The 18,939-nt window shown below is 42.2% G+C and carries 16 protein-coding genes; 11 read left to right on the plus strand and 5 right to left on the minus strand.

Annotated elements, in window-relative coordinates; all coding sequences use genetic code 11:
• The first annotated feature begins 253 nt into the window (after positions 1-253).
• Positions 254-1,150, plus strand: a complete 897-nt coding sequence (locus Vgang_RS14600; protein WP_105901570.1) for an endonuclease/exonuclease/phosphatase family protein — start codon at positions 254-256, stop codon at positions 1,148-1,150.
• A gap of 95 nt (positions 1,151-1,245) precedes the next feature.
• Here the strand turns inward: Vgang_RS14600 and Vgang_RS14605 are convergent, their stop codons facing one another.
• The 3 genes from Vgang_RS14605 to Vgang_RS14615 all read right to left on the minus strand — a co-directional run bounded on the left by Vgang_RS14605 (position 1,246) and on the right by Vgang_RS14615 (position 6,328).
• Positions 1,246-2,709, minus strand: coding sequence for an NAD(P)-binding protein (locus Vgang_RS14605; protein WP_105901571.1), 1,464 nt, complete (start codon positions 2,707-2,709; stop codon positions 1,246-1,248).
• Between the two features lie 416 nt (positions 2,710-3,125).
• The gene (locus tag Vgang_RS14610; RefSeq protein ID WP_105901572.1) at positions 3,126-5,609 is read right to left on the minus strand and encodes an ABC transporter permease; all 2,484 of its coding nucleotides are present in this window, start codon (positions 5,607-5,609) and stop codon (positions 3,126-3,128) included.
• Entirely contained in the window at positions 5,606-6,328 is a 723-nt protein-coding gene (locus Vgang_RS14615; protein WP_105901573.1) for an ABC transporter ATP-binding protein, read from the minus strand. Before Vgang_RS14615 ends, Vgang_RS14610 begins: the two co-directional genes overlap by 4 nt.
• On the opposite strand from Vgang_RS14615, the gene tesA reads away from it, so the two are divergent.
• The 4 genes from tesA to Vgang_RS14635 all read left to right on the plus strand — a co-directional run bounded on the left by tesA (position 6,327) and on the right by Vgang_RS14635 (position 10,890).
• Complete coding sequence (tesA, locus tag Vgang_RS14620) at positions 6,327-6,965, plus strand: multifunctional acyl-CoA thioesterase I/protease I/lysophospholipase L1 (RefSeq protein WP_105901574.1); 639 nt, start codon at positions 6,327-6,329, stop codon at positions 6,963-6,965. The two genes, Vgang_RS14615 and tesA, sit on opposite strands and share 2 nt — an antisense overlap.
• Positions 6,966-7,194: 229 nt before the next feature.
• Complete coding sequence (gene fabV / locus Vgang_RS14625) at positions 7,195-8,394, plus strand: enoyl-ACP reductase FabV (RefSeq protein WP_105901575.1); 1,200 nt, start codon at positions 7,195-7,197, stop codon at positions 8,392-8,394.
• A 232-nt stretch (positions 8,395-8,626) separates the two neighbouring features.
• Positions 8,627-10,276 (plus strand): ABC-ATPase domain-containing protein, encoded by a 1,650-nt coding sequence (locus tag Vgang_RS14630; protein WP_105901576.1) that lies wholly within the window; start codon positions 8,627-8,629, stop codon positions 10,274-10,276.
• Positions 10,277-10,386: 110 nt separating this feature from the next.
• Positions 10,387-10,890 (plus strand): M48 metallopeptidase family protein, encoded by a 504-nt coding sequence (locus tag Vgang_RS14635; protein ID WP_105901577.1) that lies wholly within the window; start codon positions 10,387-10,389, stop codon positions 10,888-10,890.
• A gap of 24 nt (positions 10,891-10,914) precedes the next feature.
• Here Vgang_RS14635 and Vgang_RS14640 read toward each other — a convergent pair whose 3' ends face one another.
• Both Vgang_RS14640 and Vgang_RS14645 read right to left on the minus strand, forming a co-directional pair.
• Positions 10,915-12,078 (minus strand): BamA/TamA family outer membrane protein, encoded by a 1,164-nt coding sequence (locus Vgang_RS14640; protein ID WP_170066820.1) that lies wholly within the window; start codon positions 12,076-12,078, stop codon positions 10,915-10,917.
• A gap of 99 nt (positions 12,079-12,177) precedes the next feature.
• Entirely contained in the window at positions 12,178-12,684 is a 507-nt protein-coding gene (locus tag Vgang_RS14645; protein WP_105901579.1) for an NUDIX domain-containing protein, read from the minus strand.
• 235 nt (positions 12,685-12,919) lie between these two features.
• Between Vgang_RS14645 and rbsD the strand changes: the two genes are divergently transcribed.
• The 6 genes from rbsD (at position 12,920) to Vgang_RS14675 (ending at position 18,913) form a co-directional block, all read left to right on the plus strand.
• Positions 12,920-13,339, plus strand: coding sequence for a D-ribose pyranase (gene rbsD, locus Vgang_RS14650; RefSeq protein ID WP_105901580.1), 420 nt, complete (start codon positions 12,920-12,922; stop codon positions 13,337-13,339).
• 27 nt (positions 13,340-13,366) lie between these two features.
• Positions 13,367-14,872, plus strand: coding sequence for a ribose ABC transporter ATP-binding protein RbsA (gene rbsA, locus Vgang_RS14655; protein ID WP_105901581.1), 1,506 nt, complete (start codon positions 13,367-13,369; stop codon positions 14,870-14,872).
• Entirely contained in the window at positions 14,869-15,855 is a 987-nt protein-coding gene (rbsC, locus tag Vgang_RS14660; protein WP_245879878.1) for a ribose ABC transporter permease, read from the plus strand. The genes rbsA and rbsC overlap by 4 nt, the downstream gene beginning before the upstream one ends.
• Positions 15,856-15,930: 75 nt before the next feature.
• Positions 15,931-16,809 (plus strand): ribose ABC transporter substrate-binding protein RbsB, encoded by an 879-nt coding sequence (gene rbsB / locus Vgang_RS14665; RefSeq protein ID WP_105901809.1) that lies wholly within the window; start codon positions 15,931-15,933, stop codon positions 16,807-16,809.
• Between the two features lie 137 nt (positions 16,810-16,946).
• Positions 16,947-17,867: a ribokinase gene (gene rbsK, locus Vgang_RS14670; protein WP_105901582.1), complete on the plus strand. Its 921-nt coding sequence runs from the start codon at positions 16,947-16,949 to the stop codon at positions 17,865-17,867.
• Between the two features lie 26 nt (positions 17,868-17,893).
• Positions 17,894-18,913, plus strand: coding sequence for a substrate-binding domain-containing protein (locus Vgang_RS14675; protein ID WP_105901583.1), 1,020 nt, complete (start codon positions 17,894-17,896; stop codon positions 18,911-18,913).
• Positions 18,914-18,939: the final 26 nt, after the last annotated feature.

Consider the following 18,939-nt stretch of genomic DNA (forward strand, 5'->3'; position numbering starts at 1 on the left):
AAAAAATATCCATGATATAGACAAAAAACACGTAACTAACACTACATATTGTGCCATTATCGGTTTTCTTCACCATGCAATATTGATCTAAATCAAGAGATCCCAGAGGAGTAAAAAGATCTTTTTTTGCAAGCATTTTCGCTCACAATTTTGCAAGTTATGTGTGAAATAAAACCGCACAATCATCTAGCTATGTTAAATTTTGCGTAGACTTTAAAAACATTATTTACGTAATTGTGAGGACGTATCACAAATGAAAAGGACTTCGAAAATATGGCATTATTTGTGCCTTTTAGGCTTATTATCCGCCCCTGTTTTTGCTGATTCGATCAAAGTTGCGACCTGGAATATCGAATGGCTCACCACGTCACCAATTCACTCTATTAAAGAAAGTAAACGCAGCAACCAAGATTTCAGCTTACTCAATGCCAAATTTCATCAAATCGCACCTGATGTCTTAGCGTTTCAGGAAGTCGGCTCTAAAGATGCGATAGAAAAAGTCGTAGGCCCATTTTACCGCGTTTACTTATCTGACCGTTCTAAGGCTTCTAACCGAGATCATCAATTTGACGATCTTAATCAATACACAGGTTTTGCGGTATCGACTGACTGGCAAGTTAAAGATCCTCGTGATATTGAATTGTCACCGAATTCCAAGTTGCGTTTTGCTAGCTATATTATTTTGCAAAAAACAGGCGAACCCGATGTCCACTTACTATCCGTTCACCTTAAACACGGATGTGCTGCAGCGAAGAAAAGCTCACGCTCTTGCCGCCAATTGGAACAACAAGGTCAAGCTTTAAATCAGTGGATGAAGCAAAGAGTGGCTGATGAACAGGCTTTTATTGTGATGGGGGATTTTAATCATAACTTATCATTCCATAATGATTGGCTATGGCGACGGATACAACAAGGGATAGAAAACAAGATAGAACTGATCACGGAAACGACGCCCGCACTTTGCCAAGTTAAATCGAATCGAGATCCAAATCGCTTATACCGTTACCCGCAACTGATTGATCACATCATTATCAGTAAACCTAGCCGCGGCCAAGAAGCAAAACAAGTGTTGTTTACGCGTGAAGAAGCCCTTTATCACCACTTAAGCGATCATTGTCCAGTGGTGAGTCAGGTAGAAGTGAGATTGTGATCCGCAGGCGAGATTCATTTCGATAAACGGATTCGAATCTCGTACGCTATGCTTTTTGTTACCCTGATTTCGTTACCCGACAAAGATTAACAAAATTAACCTCGGCTCACGCCCCCTACTTTCGCCAAAGCTATTGGGTATTGTCTTTGCTCAGCAAGTTCACAGGCCGTTTGTACAATTTGTTCGGAGTCCAAATTACCCGATACAAATTTTGGTTCGACATTGCTACCTTCAAGCCAGCCTTTTTCACGCAAATCAGATTCAATTTGTATTGCGGCTTCTAATGCTGAAGAGGCTTTAACAATTTCCATACGCGCATAATTATCACCAGCAAACGAAACACTAGCTGCACGTAACGTGATATCGGTACCTGGGATCTGTTGCGCTCCAAATAATGGTTTTCCACCTAAAGAGGCAGAGGCAAAACTTGGGATAAATTGTGCCATGTGTTGAATGGCTTTCTGAGTCCGGTCTGCTTGCTGCTGCTCTGTCCACCCGTGAATGATTTTATTGACGAGATAATCAGGTAGCTTGGGCTGTGAGCTTTCTGCTGTCGACGTTGCTACGCCATCTTCAAATAAGGTGATGTCTTCTGTCATGCCATGCAGTTGAAAATAGCCATCTGGATAAGGTGTCAGTTGCGCCATACCCTGCGGCGTTCCGCGTTCACCATGAAAAATTACTTCTGGCCACAACGCACTGCCTTGTGACCAATGAGTTACATAAGCCGCTTTAAATTCAACTAAACGTGAACGAGGTGCATTAACCCAATCATCAACGACTCCAGTTTGATAACCAGAGGCATTAATCAAATAGTCAACATCAATACTTGATGAATTGGATTGGTTTTCAGATAGGCTCGAAGCGTCATACGGTTGGAAATCGATTTGCCACTGCGGGCCTTTCTTATTCACACCGGTAACTTGAGTTTGTGTGTAAACCTGACAATTGGGTAATTGTTGCAGCGCTAATTTCACCGTAGCCGATAAGCGGAATACACTGAGCCCATATTCTTGCACGAGAACAACGGGAAACTTCAAGGTGTTCAAATCTACATTACGAGCAAAGGGGATCATCCACTCATCGAGGCTTTGCTCTGTTAACGTATTTGGTTCTGGCTCATTAAGTAAAGCTAGCGCCTCTAAATCTGACTTAGAATAAAGCTTGTAATAGTGAGAAGGCTCCCCTAATACTTGGTTCGATGCATCTTCTTTAACCAAATCAGAATAGGTTTGGCGAATCACTTGCAAACGAGGCAATAACTCTTCTGGTTGTCCCTTGTCTTGAATCGGTACCGCTATCACCGTGGGACGCACATTCATGGTGTGTTTGTATAACTTAACCGTTTCTATCGATTCTTTCAGTAATTGCACACACTGCTGCTGAGAAATCTCACGGTACAAGTTCCCACCCGCATGTAAATGACAGATTGGTGGACCATCAACCAGGCTTTGCCCACGTTCAAAGATGGATACATGGAAACCAAGTTCAGCAAAATGCAGCGCTGCTGTTGAGCCTGCAATACCACCGCCAATAATACCAATATGGGGAGAACTCATGTGTGCTTACTATTTCCTACTGCAAAATAAACAAAACAGGTAATCGTTATACCTAAAAGTACGACTTACGACTAAAGTCTTACCTTAATACCCTACCATTTTACTCAAATATTTCGAGCAAAAAATGAAACCTTTTGGTTCAAGTGTCTAAAAATTCACTCAATTGTACGGTCAAAATTAAACTCAATCAGAATTTGGTCGCTACTCAAGTTTCGAGCATTTTTCAATCAAATTTAGCGAAAAAAAATGACAAAAAATTCTTGACTCAATCTATTCACTTTCACGCTAAAAAGCGGTTGTGAATAAACAAATTTCGCTATCTAAATACTGTTGCGGCCTACAAGCGAATCAAGCTGTTTTTACAATTAAGTTATCCCGATATTTATCCACTGATTTTGTGGATAACTTGGAAAAAGTCAGCCATTCACTTTATTCACAGGGATAAGTAACTGCTTAATCAATGTCTTTAACACCAGTGCCAGAGTCACAAATGCCAGCAATGGCAAAGCAATCCACAAGGTATAATGCAGCGTTGGATCAAGCTCGAACCCCCATTTCATCAGGCTAGCCACACTGGCTTCAGCACCGAAGCTCGCCACAAGGCCAGCAATCAGAGCCATAATGCCATATTCATACCAAACCGTTTTGCTAATGCGCTTTTTACTCGCGCCTAAGGTACGGTACAAGCGAATTTCATCTTGTCGTTGGGATAAACTTAAACGTAATAATGTGAATATCAGCAACATGCCGGCAATCACCGCTAACCCTGCCAGTAACGTTATCGACCATACAATTTGAGTCAATAACACTTGAACTTTACCTGCCATGGTTCTTAAATCCATAAGACTAACAGTAGGAAAATCTCTCGCCATCTGATTTAAAAAGGCATCGGCTTGCTGTTCATCACCCGTCGGCGCTTTAAAACTCACGAGCCAAGTTCCTGGAATATCTTGCAGTACATCTGGCGTAAAGATGAAGTAAAAATTTGGCTTCATTTCGCGCCAATGTACTTTACGAATAGTGTTAATTTTGGCTTTAACCGATTGACTGCTGATCACAAAGGTCAGTTCATCACCAATTTTTAGCCCTAGATCATTTGCGACATCTGATTCAACAGAGACACTGCCCGCTTCTCCCCACGTACCTTGTAGAAGATCATTGGTTTCAGGTAAATGATCAGACCATGTGAAGTTCAACTCGCGTCGTAAAGAGTCACTGCTCTCTTCGCCATTCTCTGCGTAGTCTTTCGCTTCAACCCCATTAATTTCCGTTAATCGACCACGAATAATCGGATAGGCTTCAGACCGAATCAAGTTTTGCCCATCAATGCGCTCTATGTACTGATCTTTTTCATACGGAGCGATATTAATGGCAAAGACATTCGGCGCATCTGGCGGCAATGTTTGTTGCCAATCACTCAATAGGTCGCTGCGAACTAACCAAATAATGGCAATCAACATCAGTGACAATGCTAATGACCCAAATTGAATACCGCTGGCAATCGAGGAACGATTAATGCGGCTCAATGCTAATTTTAATGCAGGCGATGCCGGCAACCATTGCATAGCACGCACTAAACCTAAGCTCACTCCTGCTAACACTAAGAACAAAACAACAATGCTCGCCAGTACAATCCACACCAGCATATTACTGCCATACATGGCGAGTAATAATCCAAATGGTAATAAGATCAATAACCATGCTTTTCGAGGAATATTCGCTTGGCTTGGCTGCATAACCGATGCTGCTGAGGTATTAAGAAGACCGATTAATGGAATCCCTAATGCCGGTAGACCAATCGCCAAACACGTACCAACCGATAACAAAAATGGCGTGCTGCCATAGCCAGGTAATGGTTCTGGCAAGACATCAGTTAATGGAATACGCAGCAAGATTTCCAGAATCACACCAATAATGGAGCCAAATACAATACCAATCACAAACAAACTGCCAATTTGTAAGCTCAACCAACGTGATAACCAAGCTCGTTGAGCCCCTAAGCTTTTTAGCATCGCAATGGTCTGACGGCGGCTTGACACATAATGCTGACAAGTCAGAACCAAGGTTATGGCAGCCATGACAACCACAATCGCCACCGTTAAGGACAAATATTGCTTGGTTTTATTGAACACTTCCGCAGTGCGACTTTGCGAGTCCTCATCCACCCAGCGATCACTTGGCGTTAGTTCAACCGCTTGTTTCAATGTTTCTATTTGTGCGTCATCACCATTAATGAACAGACGAAAGCTCACTCGACTACCGAGTTGAACCGCACCAGTTTTCTCGACATCCGACTGATTGATAAAAACACTAGGCATTTGTTGAAATGGATTAAAAGATAAGCCCGGCTCTTGTAATACTTCGCCTGTGACCTTGAAATCTGCATCACCAATTGTGACATTGTCACCTATAGAAACTTGTAACTGTTGCATGACTCTTGGTTCCAGCCATAACTCACCGTCTTTCACATGGGAAGACTGAGTATTACCAGATTGCAACAGCATTTCCCCACGCAAAGGATAAGCACTGTCTACTGCTTTCACAGTGACAAGTTGCATACTGTCATCACTAAACGCCATCGTAGCAAAACGCGTTAACGTTGCTGTTTCTACATTTTGCTGCGTTGCTAGATCAAGTAGTTGCTCAGGTAACGGGTTAGATGAACGAAATACGGTATCCGCCGTTAATGCATTCTTTCCCTGTGTATCAATGACCTGATCCATTCGATCGGCTAGCGCAGCAAGGCCAAACACACAAGCAATAATCAACGTTAACGCAATCGCAATCGGCCACAGCTGGCCATGACGAATTTCGCGCCAACTCCATTTCAATAACGCTCTGTTAGGTAAAACTTGATTCGCGTTTAACCTATCACTTGAAGCGGCAAGCACATCGCTCATACTTGCTCCTCCAATACCTGTTCTTTTAACTCACCCGCTTGCATATGCACAATACGGTCACAACGCTTGGCAAGATCATTATCATGCGTCACTAAGAAAAGTGTGGTTTTGTGAGCACGATTCAATTCAAATAATTGCTCAACGATTTTCCCTGCAGTGACTTGATCGAGATTACCGGTGGGTTCATCAGCAAACAAAATCGTGGGCTTAATCATAAAGGCACGCGCTAAAGCAACACGCTGCTGTTCACCACCAGAAAGTTGGCTAGGCGTGTGGTTTAAACGCTCTTTTAGCCCAACCTCCGTCAACAGTTGAATTGCCCTTTCAACATCTTCTTTTTCACCTTTAAGCAAACAAGGCAAAGTGACATTTTCTAGCGCCGTGAGGGTTGGAATAAGTAAGAAACTTTGAAATACAAAGCCAATTGAATCACTGCGTAAAGCGGCACGTTGTTCATCATCAAGGCTTGATAATGGCTTACCCAACAAACTAATTTCACCTTCGGTTGGAATATCTAAGCCCGCTAATAAGGTCATCAAGGTCGATTTACCCGCACCGGATGTTCCAACAATGGCTACACTTTCCCCGGCGTAAATGGCTAGGTTCACCTGTTTTAATATGGTTAAATGTTCTTTCTCAGTAGAAACTGATTTTGTGACAGATTGTGCTTGAATAACAATATTGTCGGCGGATGAACTTTGATTAGGTAATTGAGACATGATGAGACTGTTATCCTTATTCTTTATTTTGTGCTTTTCTTCCATTTCACACGCTGCAACTTCACAGGCAACGATTCCACAAACAGCAATAAAAACGACGATTTTAATTTTAGGTGACAGCCTAAGTGCAGGCTATCAGATGTCAATTGAGCAAAGTTGGCCATCATTACTGCCGAAAGAGCTTGAACAAAAAGGTATAGAAGCCAATGTCATTAATGGCAGCATCTCTGGCGATACCACTGGTAATGGTTTACAGCGTCTTCCGGCATTATTGAAACAACATCAGCCAGATTGGGTACTGATTGAACTTGGCGCTAATGATGGATTACGCGGTTTCCCACCAGCGACCATCAAGAAAAACCTGCTGCAATTAATTCAACAAAGTCAGGCTGCGGGTAGCCAAGTGGCATTGATGCAAATCATGGTGCCGCCTAACTACGGTAAACGTTACACCCAAGCCTTTGCTAATGTATACCCAGAGGTTGCCAAGCAGCAAGACATTCCCCTTGTGCCATTTTTCTTAGCACAAGTCATCGTAAAACCTGAATGGATGATGAAAGATGGACTCCATCCTAAACCAGAAGCTCAACCGTGGATCGCTCAGTTTATGGCGTCTGAGCTCGAATCTATCTTATAAATATTTTACTCATTATTGTTTCAGTGGCTGAATGCTTATACGGTCTAGCTGGATTTCACCGACTTGAAATCGTTTATTCTTCCTACAATCATTCATGATCTGAAACAATTTTTTCTCAGATTACCCAATAAAAACACGCTTTATACCCTTTTCGCTCAATATTTTTCATTAAAGCTGCACTTATCCTAATATGATTCATTACTTAAAAATAATTCATAAAGGATATCGTATGGTCATTGAACCTATCATTAAGGGCGTGGTTGCCCGTAGTGCCCATCCATACGGATGTGAAGCATCAATCCAAAACCAAATTCAATTCGCTAAGAAAGCGACGCAAATAAAAAATGGACCTAAACGTGTATTAATCTTAGGTGCATCGTCTGGTTTTGGTTTAGCGGCACGTATTGCACTCACTTTTGGCGGTAGCCAAGCAGACACCATCGGTGTGTCGTTCGAACGTGGCCCTTCAGATAAAGGCGTTGGCACAGCGGGTTGGTACAACAATATTTTCTTCAAACAAGAAGCAGAAAAAGAAGGTAGAAAAGCCATCAACATCATTGGTGATGCCTTTTCACAAGATACTCGCGACCAAGTAATTGAAGCGATTGAAACCTACTTTGAAGGTGAAGTGGATCTGATCATCTACAGCCTAGCCACTGGTGTTCGCCCTAATCCAGAGACTGGTGAAAAATGGGTATCTAGCATCAAACCAATTGGTGACAACGTCACAGGTGCTACCGTCATGCTGGATACGGATGAATGGCAAGAAACCACCATTGAAGCAGCAACGGAAGATGAGATTGAAGCAACCATTAAAGTAATGGGTGGTTCAGATTGGGAATCTTGGGTAGATACCTTAATCAACAGTGAATCCATTGCTGAAGGCTGTAAAACCATTGCATTCTCATACATTGGGTCAGAAGCTAATTACCCGATTTACCGTAACGGTACTCTAGGTTGGGCAAAAGTTGATTTACACCAAGCAAGCCACTCTTTGAACTTAAAATTGGCTAACTTCAATGGTTCTGCTCACGCCACTGTGTGTAAAGCCTTAGTAACTAAAGCAAGTGTCTTCATTCCTACTTTCACGCCTTATATTATGGCGCTCTACCGTGCGATGAAAGAAGATGGTACACATGAAGGTTGTATTGAACAAATGCAGCGCTTATTCAGCGATAAACTGTATAACCATGAACCAATTCCTGTCGACGCAGAACGCTTGATCCGCATGGATGATTGGGAAATGAAACCAAATGTCCAACAACGTGTTACTGAACTTATGTCTCAAATGAATGCGACCAATTTTAAAGACATTGGCGACTTCCAAGGTTATAAGCAAGAGTTCATGCAATTGAATGGATTTGATGTCGATGGCGTAGACTATCAGCAAGACATTACTTTAGAACAACTTACGACTTTAGAGCCATAAATTTACTCTCGATTCGGTCTGTAGTCGAACTTTGAAATTCAGCCTCCTTTGCCGCACGACTTTATTTCGTCTTAGCACGAGCAATATAAACAGTGCAAAGGAGGTTTTTTCATTCTAGCGATCCTGAACTCAGGTTACCTATTATTCATTTCAACTCATTTCCCCTATAGCCTTCAATTCAGTATATAATGCCAAGCTGTTAATTCTTCATCATAAGCAACCCTGGAACTCTATGGAAACGCTGATCTTCAAACTGAAAAATATCGAAAAACAAAACTATCGTGCTTACCAACAGATCAAAGGACAGTATGATTTTACTGATTTCGACCTTTTCATTGATACCGTTCAAGCCGATCTTCATGCTACCGCTTCACGTTTACGTGCACGCCGCGCGTGGCCATTAACCGATTTACAATGGTTGCTTGAACAATCTGAAGATTACCAACGCGCTGCTCGTGATTACATTGCACGTTATTTTTCCGTGCTCGCTCAGCCAGAAGCCACTGTCGATATGGCATTTAACGGGCAAAGCGTGCTCGATCATACCGCAGTGATTTTCGACCAAGATGGGATTGAACTGCGTTTTCGTGTCAACTTACCGGCTGATGGACGTCAAATTCTCGCTAAGAAAGCGATTAATATTTTAACCTTCCATCTGCCTAAATTTATTCGCCGAGCCACCATCGCGCGTGAGATGGATTTGGATGCTTTAAAGCGCCACTGCGAAACTGTCGAAGATCAAGTGGCGTTACGCAGTCAGCTAGCAGAAAACAATTTGGTTGCCTTTGTGGCTGATGGCAGCGTATTACCGCGTGTTTCCGGTGATTGCGATTTACCGATGAAAGATGCCATTACGGTGACAGCTCCTGAATCACTGGCGGTGACCTTAACTACCCCACATAAAGGCCAAGTTCGTGGTCTCGGCATTCCTAAAGGTATCACTCTTATTGTCGGTGGCGGTTTCCACGGTAAATCTACGCTATTAACGGCTATTGAGCGTTCTATTTACGATCATATCCCTGGCGATGGGCGTGAATACATTGTGACCGATCCACAGGCGATGAAAATTCGTGCTGAAGATGGCCGTAGCGTGCATCATTTGAATTTATCTAACTACATCAATCATCTGCCTATGGGGAAAGATACGCACGATTTCTCAACTCAAGATGCATCCGGTTCAACGTCACAAGCCGCGTGGTTACAAGAATCTTTGGAAGCGGGCGCAACCACACTCTTGATTGATGAAGATACCTCGGCGACCAACTTTATGATTCGCGATGAACGTATGCAGGCATTAGTCAGTAAAGGTGATGAACCGATCACACCACTCGTTGATCGCATTGGTCAATTACGTGATGAACAAGATATTTCGTCGATTATAGTGATGGGTGGATCAGGTGATTATTTCGATGTAGCCGATACCGTTATTCAAATGCATGATTATCAAGTGCTTGATGTGACAGAAAAAGCAAAACAAGTGGTCAAACAGCACCCAAGCCAACGTAAGCTAGAATCAGAGACAACGCTTGCCATTCACCCGGCTCGCTCATTCAATACTATGTGTTTGCAAAAGATTCTAGCGGAAGGCAAATTCCGCATCCAAGGCAAAGGCACGCATACTCTACGTTTTGGTAAAGAGCATGTGGATGTATCGGCATTAGAACAAATTGAATCCACCAGCGAACTCAATGCCATTGGTTGGTTATGGTTCCAGTTATCTCAACAACCGGGTTGGACTAAAGATCCCGCTAAGATCTTTGAACAAGCACTACATTCAGATTGGCACAAAACCATGCCAAATAACGGTGATCTCGCAAAGCCCCGCACACTAGATGTCATGGCAGTATTAAATCGTTTACGTAAAGCTCAGTTCAAAGCCTAAACGGAGTATGTTTATGGTTCATCAAATTTTCTTTGTTTGATGAGCCATACTTTTATCCACTTCCTTCTTTTAAAGGCTCAGATACAGCAATTTAGCAGCGATAAGTAAGAATGAAATCTTCTGACACATTGAAATATCTTCAAGGCTACCCTGAATCTGTACTCACTCAAGTTGAGAATTTGATCCAACAAGGAAAGCTGGAAAAATGGGTACACAATAAGTATCCACAGATGCATAACATCAAGACTGAAAAGGCGCTATATGACTACACCATAGCGCTTAAAAATCGTTATCTAAAAAAATCATCGCCACTTTCTAAAGTGATTTACGATCCCAAAATTCATGTCGTCAACCATGCTTTAGGATTGCACAGTTTTGTTTCACGTAATCACGGTGGCAAGTTAAAAGCAAAAAATGAAATCCGCATCGCATCCATTTTTAAAGATGCGCCAGAGCCATTGCTTCGCATGCTAGTGGTTCATGAATTAGCGCACATCAAAGAAAAAGAGCATAACAAAGCCTTTTATGCGCTGTGTTGCCACATGGAACCGGATTACCATCAACTCGAATTTGATGCTCGACTATTTCTTACCTATAAAGAACTGGCGAGTTAAGAGTCGCAATCGACAAAATAGAAACTAGAACCCCGAGCCTACATTAAAATAAAATGCGGTATCTTCATCACTAAAGGCAAGATCTATCCCGGTATTTAAGCCAAAACGACGTGCAATCAAATAACGAAAACCCGCCCCATACGCCACTTGGGTATCGTTGTATAAATCATTCGCTTCTTCTGCCACGCTGCCAGCCCCCACAAATGTTTGCAAAGACCAACGCGGACTCACTTGCCACATTAACTGAGTTTGCGCTGTTAGCACATAATCGCCTTGATAACGGTAACGAGAAATACCGCGCATATTGATATACGGACGAGCCAATGGTGGAAGATTTTGATCTGCATGGGTTAAGGTTTGATAGTTACCAGCAACACCCAGTGTCCATTTTTTTGCGATCGGGAAGAAGTATTTACCGTCCAACGTAAGTGTATTGAAATCATAGTCACTACCAATGCCATCACGATACCAAAGGTATTCCATTTTCGCGCTGCCGCCACTGGTTGGATAAAATAAATTATTGCGAGAGTCATATTGAGCGATGACACCTAAACCAGAAGATGTGCTCGAATCTCCAAGAATTCGCTTAAGTACACCATCAACCATAGGCTCTTTTGCTCCAATTTCAGAGTGGAACCAGACTTGAGATAGCCCTAAATATAAATGGGTATCTGCAACCTTAAACTGCAATTTTTGAATGCCTCCATACCCTTCAGTTTGACTCTGAAAACCGATGTCTTTATCAATCGGCAAGTTAGCAAAATCATGATAAATATCGATATTAATGTTGGCATAACCCGCTGCACCAAAATAACGAATACGATCATTAAGCCATGTGTGGCGATGTGCAGCCCCCGCAAACCAAGTGCCATTTTCCGTCGCCGCACCACCAACAATCGTAAAGTTTGGCGGGATCAAACTTACGCCACCCTCTGCAGACTCTAGTGCCAATTTTTTTCGCTTATCACGTGCTTCCTTCGATTCATGCAAAAACATACCGAAGAAACCACCACCATAACCAATGGCTGGCTCAGTCAAAATAATCGGCACAGGCAAAAAGGCATACGGATTTTCTGCGATCACCTCACTCATATCAAATTGACCATCGAGAGGATCCGTTAACGAGGCGGCCAGTAAAGGAGACGGCAATACAACGGAAGCCAGCAGCCACGATTTAATTTTCAACATCACAGATCCTTTATGAAGTGATCTCAAGCAATTGAGTGAGGGTAATTTTGTGAATTATAAACACAAAAATACGCCATCATCTCCACAAAACCGCTCAAATTATATTTTCGGTAGGTTTAATTGATCTTGCGTTTCATATTCACCTTGCACGTAGCTACCAAGATGAAGACTTTCATTATCCGAGTTCGCCGTCTGAGCTAATGCAAATAAGTCTGTCGGAAAAGTGCGAATCTGACTTAATTTAGCGATCGGAACCCACTCCACAGCTTGGATCAATTCTTCATCATTCAAACCAGCTAAATTATTGGTATGCGGTTGCCCATCAAAATATTCAATATGATAGAAAAATTCTGCATTATAACGATTAGCCGCTGTTTCTAAGAATTCACGCACACAAATCAACTTACCCACCCGAACATGAATCCCCGCTTCTTCTAAACATTCTCGTTTCACACAATCTTTCGTATGCCGATCTTGCGCTTCTAACCCACCACCCGGCGGGATCCAGTATTCACCTGAGTCATCTTTCACCTTAATCAGCAAAATCTGCTCATTTTCAATGATTATCCCAGCAGCACGAATGCGGTGCTGTGTTTCGCGATTCATATTGACGTATTTCCTTATCTTCACTTTTTCGTAATGCCTTGTGCTCAGCACTATTGCTTTAATCATTCAGCCTATCAATTTGACCAACTCATTGTACGCAAGGTGGACACATAATTCTGTGCAATCTTTACTTCGTGATCCAGATCTCTCAGCTTAAACACTATCGAAACGTTTCGCTAAACATGAAAAACATATTAGCCAAGCCGTCTAAAACAAAATGTAAAAGGTTAATAGTATGAAAAAGAGCCCCCTCCTGAACTCAGAATTGTCTTATCTGATTGCGACTTTAGGGCACACAGATGAAGTCACCATTTGCGATGCAGGTTTGCCTATTTCAGATGAGACAACACGCATTGATCTGGCTTTAACACTGGGTATTCCTACTTTTTCTCAAACTGTAGATGTTTATCTCAAAGAAACACAAATTCAAGGCGTCATCCTAGCAGAAGAATTTAAGACTATCAGCCCTGAATACCATGCATCCCTATTACGTCGTATTGAAGAAGAAAGAGAGTTAACCGGTAAAGACATTTCCATTCAGTACATCAGCCATGACGCTTTTAAGATTCGAGCGAATCAAAGCCGTGCTGTTGTGCGTACAGGAGAATGCACACCATACGCTAATGTTATTTTCCAATCCGGTGTCACTTTTTAACTGTCGACGCTCTAAACGAGGCACCTTATGTCACAAGCCATTTTAGAACTGAATCAAATTGAAAAAGCCTTTCCTGGTGTTAAAGCTCTCGACAAGGCGAGCCTAAACGTGTACCCCGGTCGTGTCATGGCATTAATGGGAGAAAACGGCGCTGGTAAATCCACACTAATGAAAGTACTTACCGGCATTTATTCTTTAGATAGTGGCAGCATTAATTACCAAGGTGAACAGGTTGCCTTTAAAGGCCCGAGGGATTCTCAACTTGCTGGGATCAGTATCATTCACCAAGAGCTAAATTTAATTCCAGAAATTAGTATTGCGGAAAACATCTTCTTAGGCCGTGAGATCACCAATGCTTTTGGACGTATTTTATGGAATCAAATGCATGATAAAGCAGCACAGTTACTGGCTCGCCTTAATGTCAAACGAGATCCAAAAACCTTGCTAGGTGATTTAAGTCTTGGTGAGCAACAAATGGTTGAAATCGCCAAAGCTCTGTCGTTTGAATCTAAAGTCATCATTATGGATGAACCGACTGATGCGCTCACAGATAAAGAAACCGAATTCCTTTTTAAGGTGATTAACGAACTCAGAGAGCAAGGCTGTGGGATTGTTTATATTTCTCACCGCTTAAAAGAGATTTTTGAGATTTGTGATGACATTACGGTATTACGTGATGGCAAATTTATCGGCGAATGCACCGTTCACAGCACCAATGAAGATGCACTTATTGAAATGATGGTTGGCCGCAAACTTGAGGAGCAATACCCTCGCATTGCCGTTAAGTCAGGTAGCACTCGCCTTAAAGTCAGTGATTTAAACGGTAAAGGTATTAACAACGTCAGCTTTGAGCTTAAACGCGGCGAAATCCTTGGTATTTCAGGTTTGATGGGCGCTGGACGAACTGAGCTAATGAAAATGATTTACGGTGCCCTCCCTTATCATACAGGTTCGATTCAACTTGAGGGCAGCACCATTGCACCTAAATCTCCCCAAGAAGGGCTTGCTTGTGGGATAGCTTATATCTCGGAAGACCGGAAAGGTGATGGTTTAGTCCTTGGCTTGTCAGTTAAAGACAATATGACCTTATCCGCTTTAAAACACTTTAGCAAAGGCATACAAATTCAGCATAAAAGTGAAGTAATGTCAGTTGATGACTTTATTGAACTATTCAATATCAAAACCCCTACACGCGATCAAATCATCGGAAATTTATCGGGTGGTAACCAACAGAAAGTGGCCATTGCGAAAGGCCTAATGACACGTCCTAATGTGTTGATTTTGGATGAGCCTACTCGTGGCGTTGATGTTGGTGCTAAAAAAGAAATCTACCAATTGATCAACCAATTTAAAGCCGAAGGCATGAGCATCATTCTGGTGTCATCAGAAATGCCGGAAGTATTGGGCATGAGTGACCGAATTTTGGTTATGCATGAGGGCAAAATCAGTGGCGAATTTAACGCAAAAGATGCAAATCAAGAATTATTACTGGCTTGTGCAGTCGGTAAAAATGTAAGTAAGGACGAAGCATGAGCAGAACCATGAACCAATCAAATTTACCGGATAAACCTAAAAAAGCATTAATAAGTAAAGAATGGTTGATCGAGCAAAAATCGCTCATTGCATTGATTTTCTTAATCGTTGTGGTGTCGTTTTTAAACCCGAACTTTTTTACCATTGATAATATTTTAAACATCCTACGACAAACCTCCGTGAGCGCGATCATTGCGGTGGGTATGACATTAGTTATTCTAACGGCAGGTATTGATTTAAGTGTAGGCTCAGTATTAGCGTTATGTGGTGCTTTCGCTGCGAGTTTAATTGCATTAGAAGTTCCTGTCATTGTCGCCGTTCCAACAGCCTTACTTGCAGGTGCCATTCTTGGTGGGATCAGCGGGTTAATTATCGCCAAAGGTAAAGTACAAGCCTTTATCGCTACTTTAGTAACCATGACGTTATTACGTGGTGTCACTATGGTTTATACCGATGGCCGCCCTATTTCAACAGGCTTTACTGATGTGGCAGATAGCTTTGCTTGGTTTGGTACTGGCTACACCCTTGGCATTCCGGTCCCTGTTTGGATCATGGTCGTAGTATTTGCAGCCGCTTGGTACATGCTCAATCACACTCGTTTCGGACGCTACATTTACGCGCTAGGTGGTAATGAGTCAGCAACTCGCTTATCTGGAATTAATGTTGACCGTGTGAAAATAGGTGTTTACTCCATTTGTGGCTTATTAGCCGCGTTAGCAGGCATTATCGTCACCTCTCGTCTTTCTTCTGCGCAGCCTACTGCCGGTGTTGGCTACGAATTAGATGCTATTGCAGCTGTTGTTGTTGGTGGCACTAGCTTGATGGGTGGGCGTGGTCGCATTATGGGTACGTTAATTGGTGCGCTGATCATTGGCTTCTTGAACAATGCCTTAAACCTACTCGATGTCTCTTCTTACTACCAGATGATTGCCAAAGCAGTTGTGATTTTATTAGCAGTCATGGTCGATAACAAAAACAAATAACCTTTAAAACGAAATAATAACCAAAGAAAAAGCCAATGATAGGCTTCCCTACAACAAAGGAATAACAACATGAAAATGAACAAACTCACCACACTGATTTCTGCTGCTGTATTAGCAAGTACTATGTCTGTCTCGGCTCAAGCAAAAGACACGATGGCTATTGTACTTTCTACTTTAAATAACCCATTTTTTGTCAGTATGAAAGATGGTGCAGAAGCGAAAGCCGAAGCGCTTGGGTATAATTTGATTGTGCTTGATTCACAAAATGACCCGAGCAAAGAACTCTCGAACGTAGAGGATCTCTCAGTTCGTGGAGTGAAAGCATTATTGATTAACCCAACCGATTCAGATGCGGTTTCTAATGCGATTCGTATTGCTAATCGTGCGAATATCCCAGTATTAACTCTTGACCGTGGAGCAAGCCGAGGTGACGTAGTTAGCCATATTGCTTCTGATAACGTTGCTGGTGGTGAAATGGCAGGTAAATACATCATTGAAAAAGTAGGCGAAAAAGCAAAAGTCATTCAACTTGAAGGGATTGCAGGTACTTCTGCGGCACGTGAACGTGGTGAAGGCTTCATGAATGCCGTGAAAGGCTCTGGACTTGAGTTACTAGCAAGCCAACCTGCGGATTTTGACCGTACCAAAGGGCTGAATGTAATGGAAAATCTTTTAGCGGCTAACCCAGATGTTCAAGCCGTATTTGCTCAAAATGATGAAATGGCCCTTGGCGCTTTACGTGCGGTTCAGGCCTCAGGTAAAGAGGTATTAATTGTTGGATTTGATGGTACAGATGATGGGATTGCCGCAGTTAAGCGCGGAATGTTAGGCGCAACCATCGCACAGCAACCAGCTTTGATTGGTGAATTGGGTGTAGAAACTGCGGATAAAATTTTAAAAGGCGAATCCGTCGAAAAGAATATTCCTGTTCCTTTAAAAGTTATTAACCAATAAACCGGCTTGGATGAGAGCACCTGCTCTCATCCCTTTTTTATATATCTTTTTAAAAACCTAAAGTGCGCATTGGTATCAATGCTAATTTAGCCCACGAATACCAATATGTACTTCAAGATCCAAGCATAGGATATCACATGAATAAGTTAGTCGTTTTAGGCAGTGTCAATGCCGATCATGTTTTGCAAGTTCCTACATTTCCACGCCCAGGTGAAACTTTAATTGGTAGAAATTACCAAGTGATTGCAGGAGGAAAAGGTGCGAACCAAGCAGTAGCAGCAGCTAGGCTCGGTGCAGATATTGGTTTTATTGCTTGTGTTGGCAATGACCCATTCGGCTTGAATATAATCGAATCATTTAAAAAAGATGGTATTAATACTGATTTCATTACCATTGTGCCAAATATACCAACAGGGATCGCCATGATCCAAGTATCTGATGATGGTGAGAACTGTATTTGCCTATCACCAGAAGCAAATAACGCATTAAATCAAACCTGTACGTCACTTTATGAAGCGGCTATTCAACAAGCCGAATATTTATTATTACAATTAGAAACACCTTTAGATGGCATCGAATCTGCAGTGAAACATGCTAAAAAAGAAAATAATACAAAGGTTGTGCTCAACCCTGCCCCTGCTAAAGCTCTGCCTGACTCACTACTTAAACAAATTGATATTATTACACCGAACGAAACCGAAGCTGAACTCCTGACTGGCATTTGTGTTACTGACAATCTCTCTGCAAAACAAGCTGCTGATGCGCTACATGCTAAAGGAGTTTCGACCGTTATGATCACTCTAGGATCTAAAGGTGTATGGCTAAGTGAATGCGGTAAAGGTTCAAATATTCAAGGCTTTAAAGTGCAAGCTATTGACACAACCGCAGCTGGAGATACATTTAATGGCGCATTAGTCACAGCATTAATCGAAGGCATGAAAATTCAAGAAGCTATTCGGTTTGCTCATGCCGCTGCCGCGATTTCTGTCACTCGCTTTGGTGCACAAACTTCCATACCGACTCGACAAGAAGTGGAGTCATTTCTTCAGGCTCACTAACGAGATCAAAATAAAGGATTTCCCTCATGGCAACAATGAAAGACATTGCACGACTGGCTCAAGTCTCAACTTCTACCGTCAGCCATGTGCTAAACAAAACGCGTTTCGTAAGCGATGACATAGAGAAACGCGTCAAACAAGCTGCTAAAGAATTAAACTATGCCCCTTCTGCCTTGGCACGTAGCTTAAAAATGAAGTGCACCAAAACGCTAGGCATGCTAGTGACTACCTCGACTAACCCTTTTTTTGGTGAAGTGTTGAAAGGGGTTGAGCGACGCTGCTATGAGAAAGGTTACAACTTAATTTTATGCAATACCGAAGGCGACAGTGAGCGCATGAAAGCTTCTATTGAGACATTGCTACAAAAACGTGTCGATGGCTTATTGCTGATGTGTTCAACCTTAGAAGGAGAGAAAATAGAAATTTTTGAACGCTACCCAGAATTACCTGTCGTTGTTATGGATTGGGGACCAATGGAGTACGCCAGCGACAAGATTCAAGACAACTCCTTTAAAGGTGGCTATCTTGCCACACAATATTTAATCGACAATGGACACCGTAACATAGGGTGCATCACCGGCCCATTGCATCGTAGCCAAGCCTCATTACGTTTCGAAGGTTTTAAACAAGCTTTACTAGACAACAACCTTTCCCTGAATGAAAACTGGATAACGCAGGGAAATTTTGAATGTGATGGCGGTTTTCACGCTTATCAAACATTAAAGCAGAACACATTAAAACAGCATACTAAATTGCCTACAGCCTTATTCGTGTGTAATGACATGATGGCTATGGGTCTCATTAATGCTGCTATTCAAGATGGATTAACTATTCCTAATGATCTTTCTATCATTGGATATGATGATATTCATTTGACTAAATATATTACCCCTTCTTTAACCACCATACATCAACCTAAGCATCAACTCGGTAAAGTAGCCGTAGATACATTGCTAAACCGACTACGGCAACCGGACTCGCCTCAACAAATAATTCAATTAGAGCCAACGTTGGTTGAGCGCCAGTCAGTATATAAAATCCATTAAATACGCTATCATTCTCCCGTTTGTTT

It is taken from the genome of Vibrio gangliei (genome assembly GCF_026001925.1).
GTDB classification, from domain to species: domain Bacteria; phylum Pseudomonadota; class Gammaproteobacteria; order Enterobacterales; family Vibrionaceae; genus Vibrio; species Vibrio gangliei.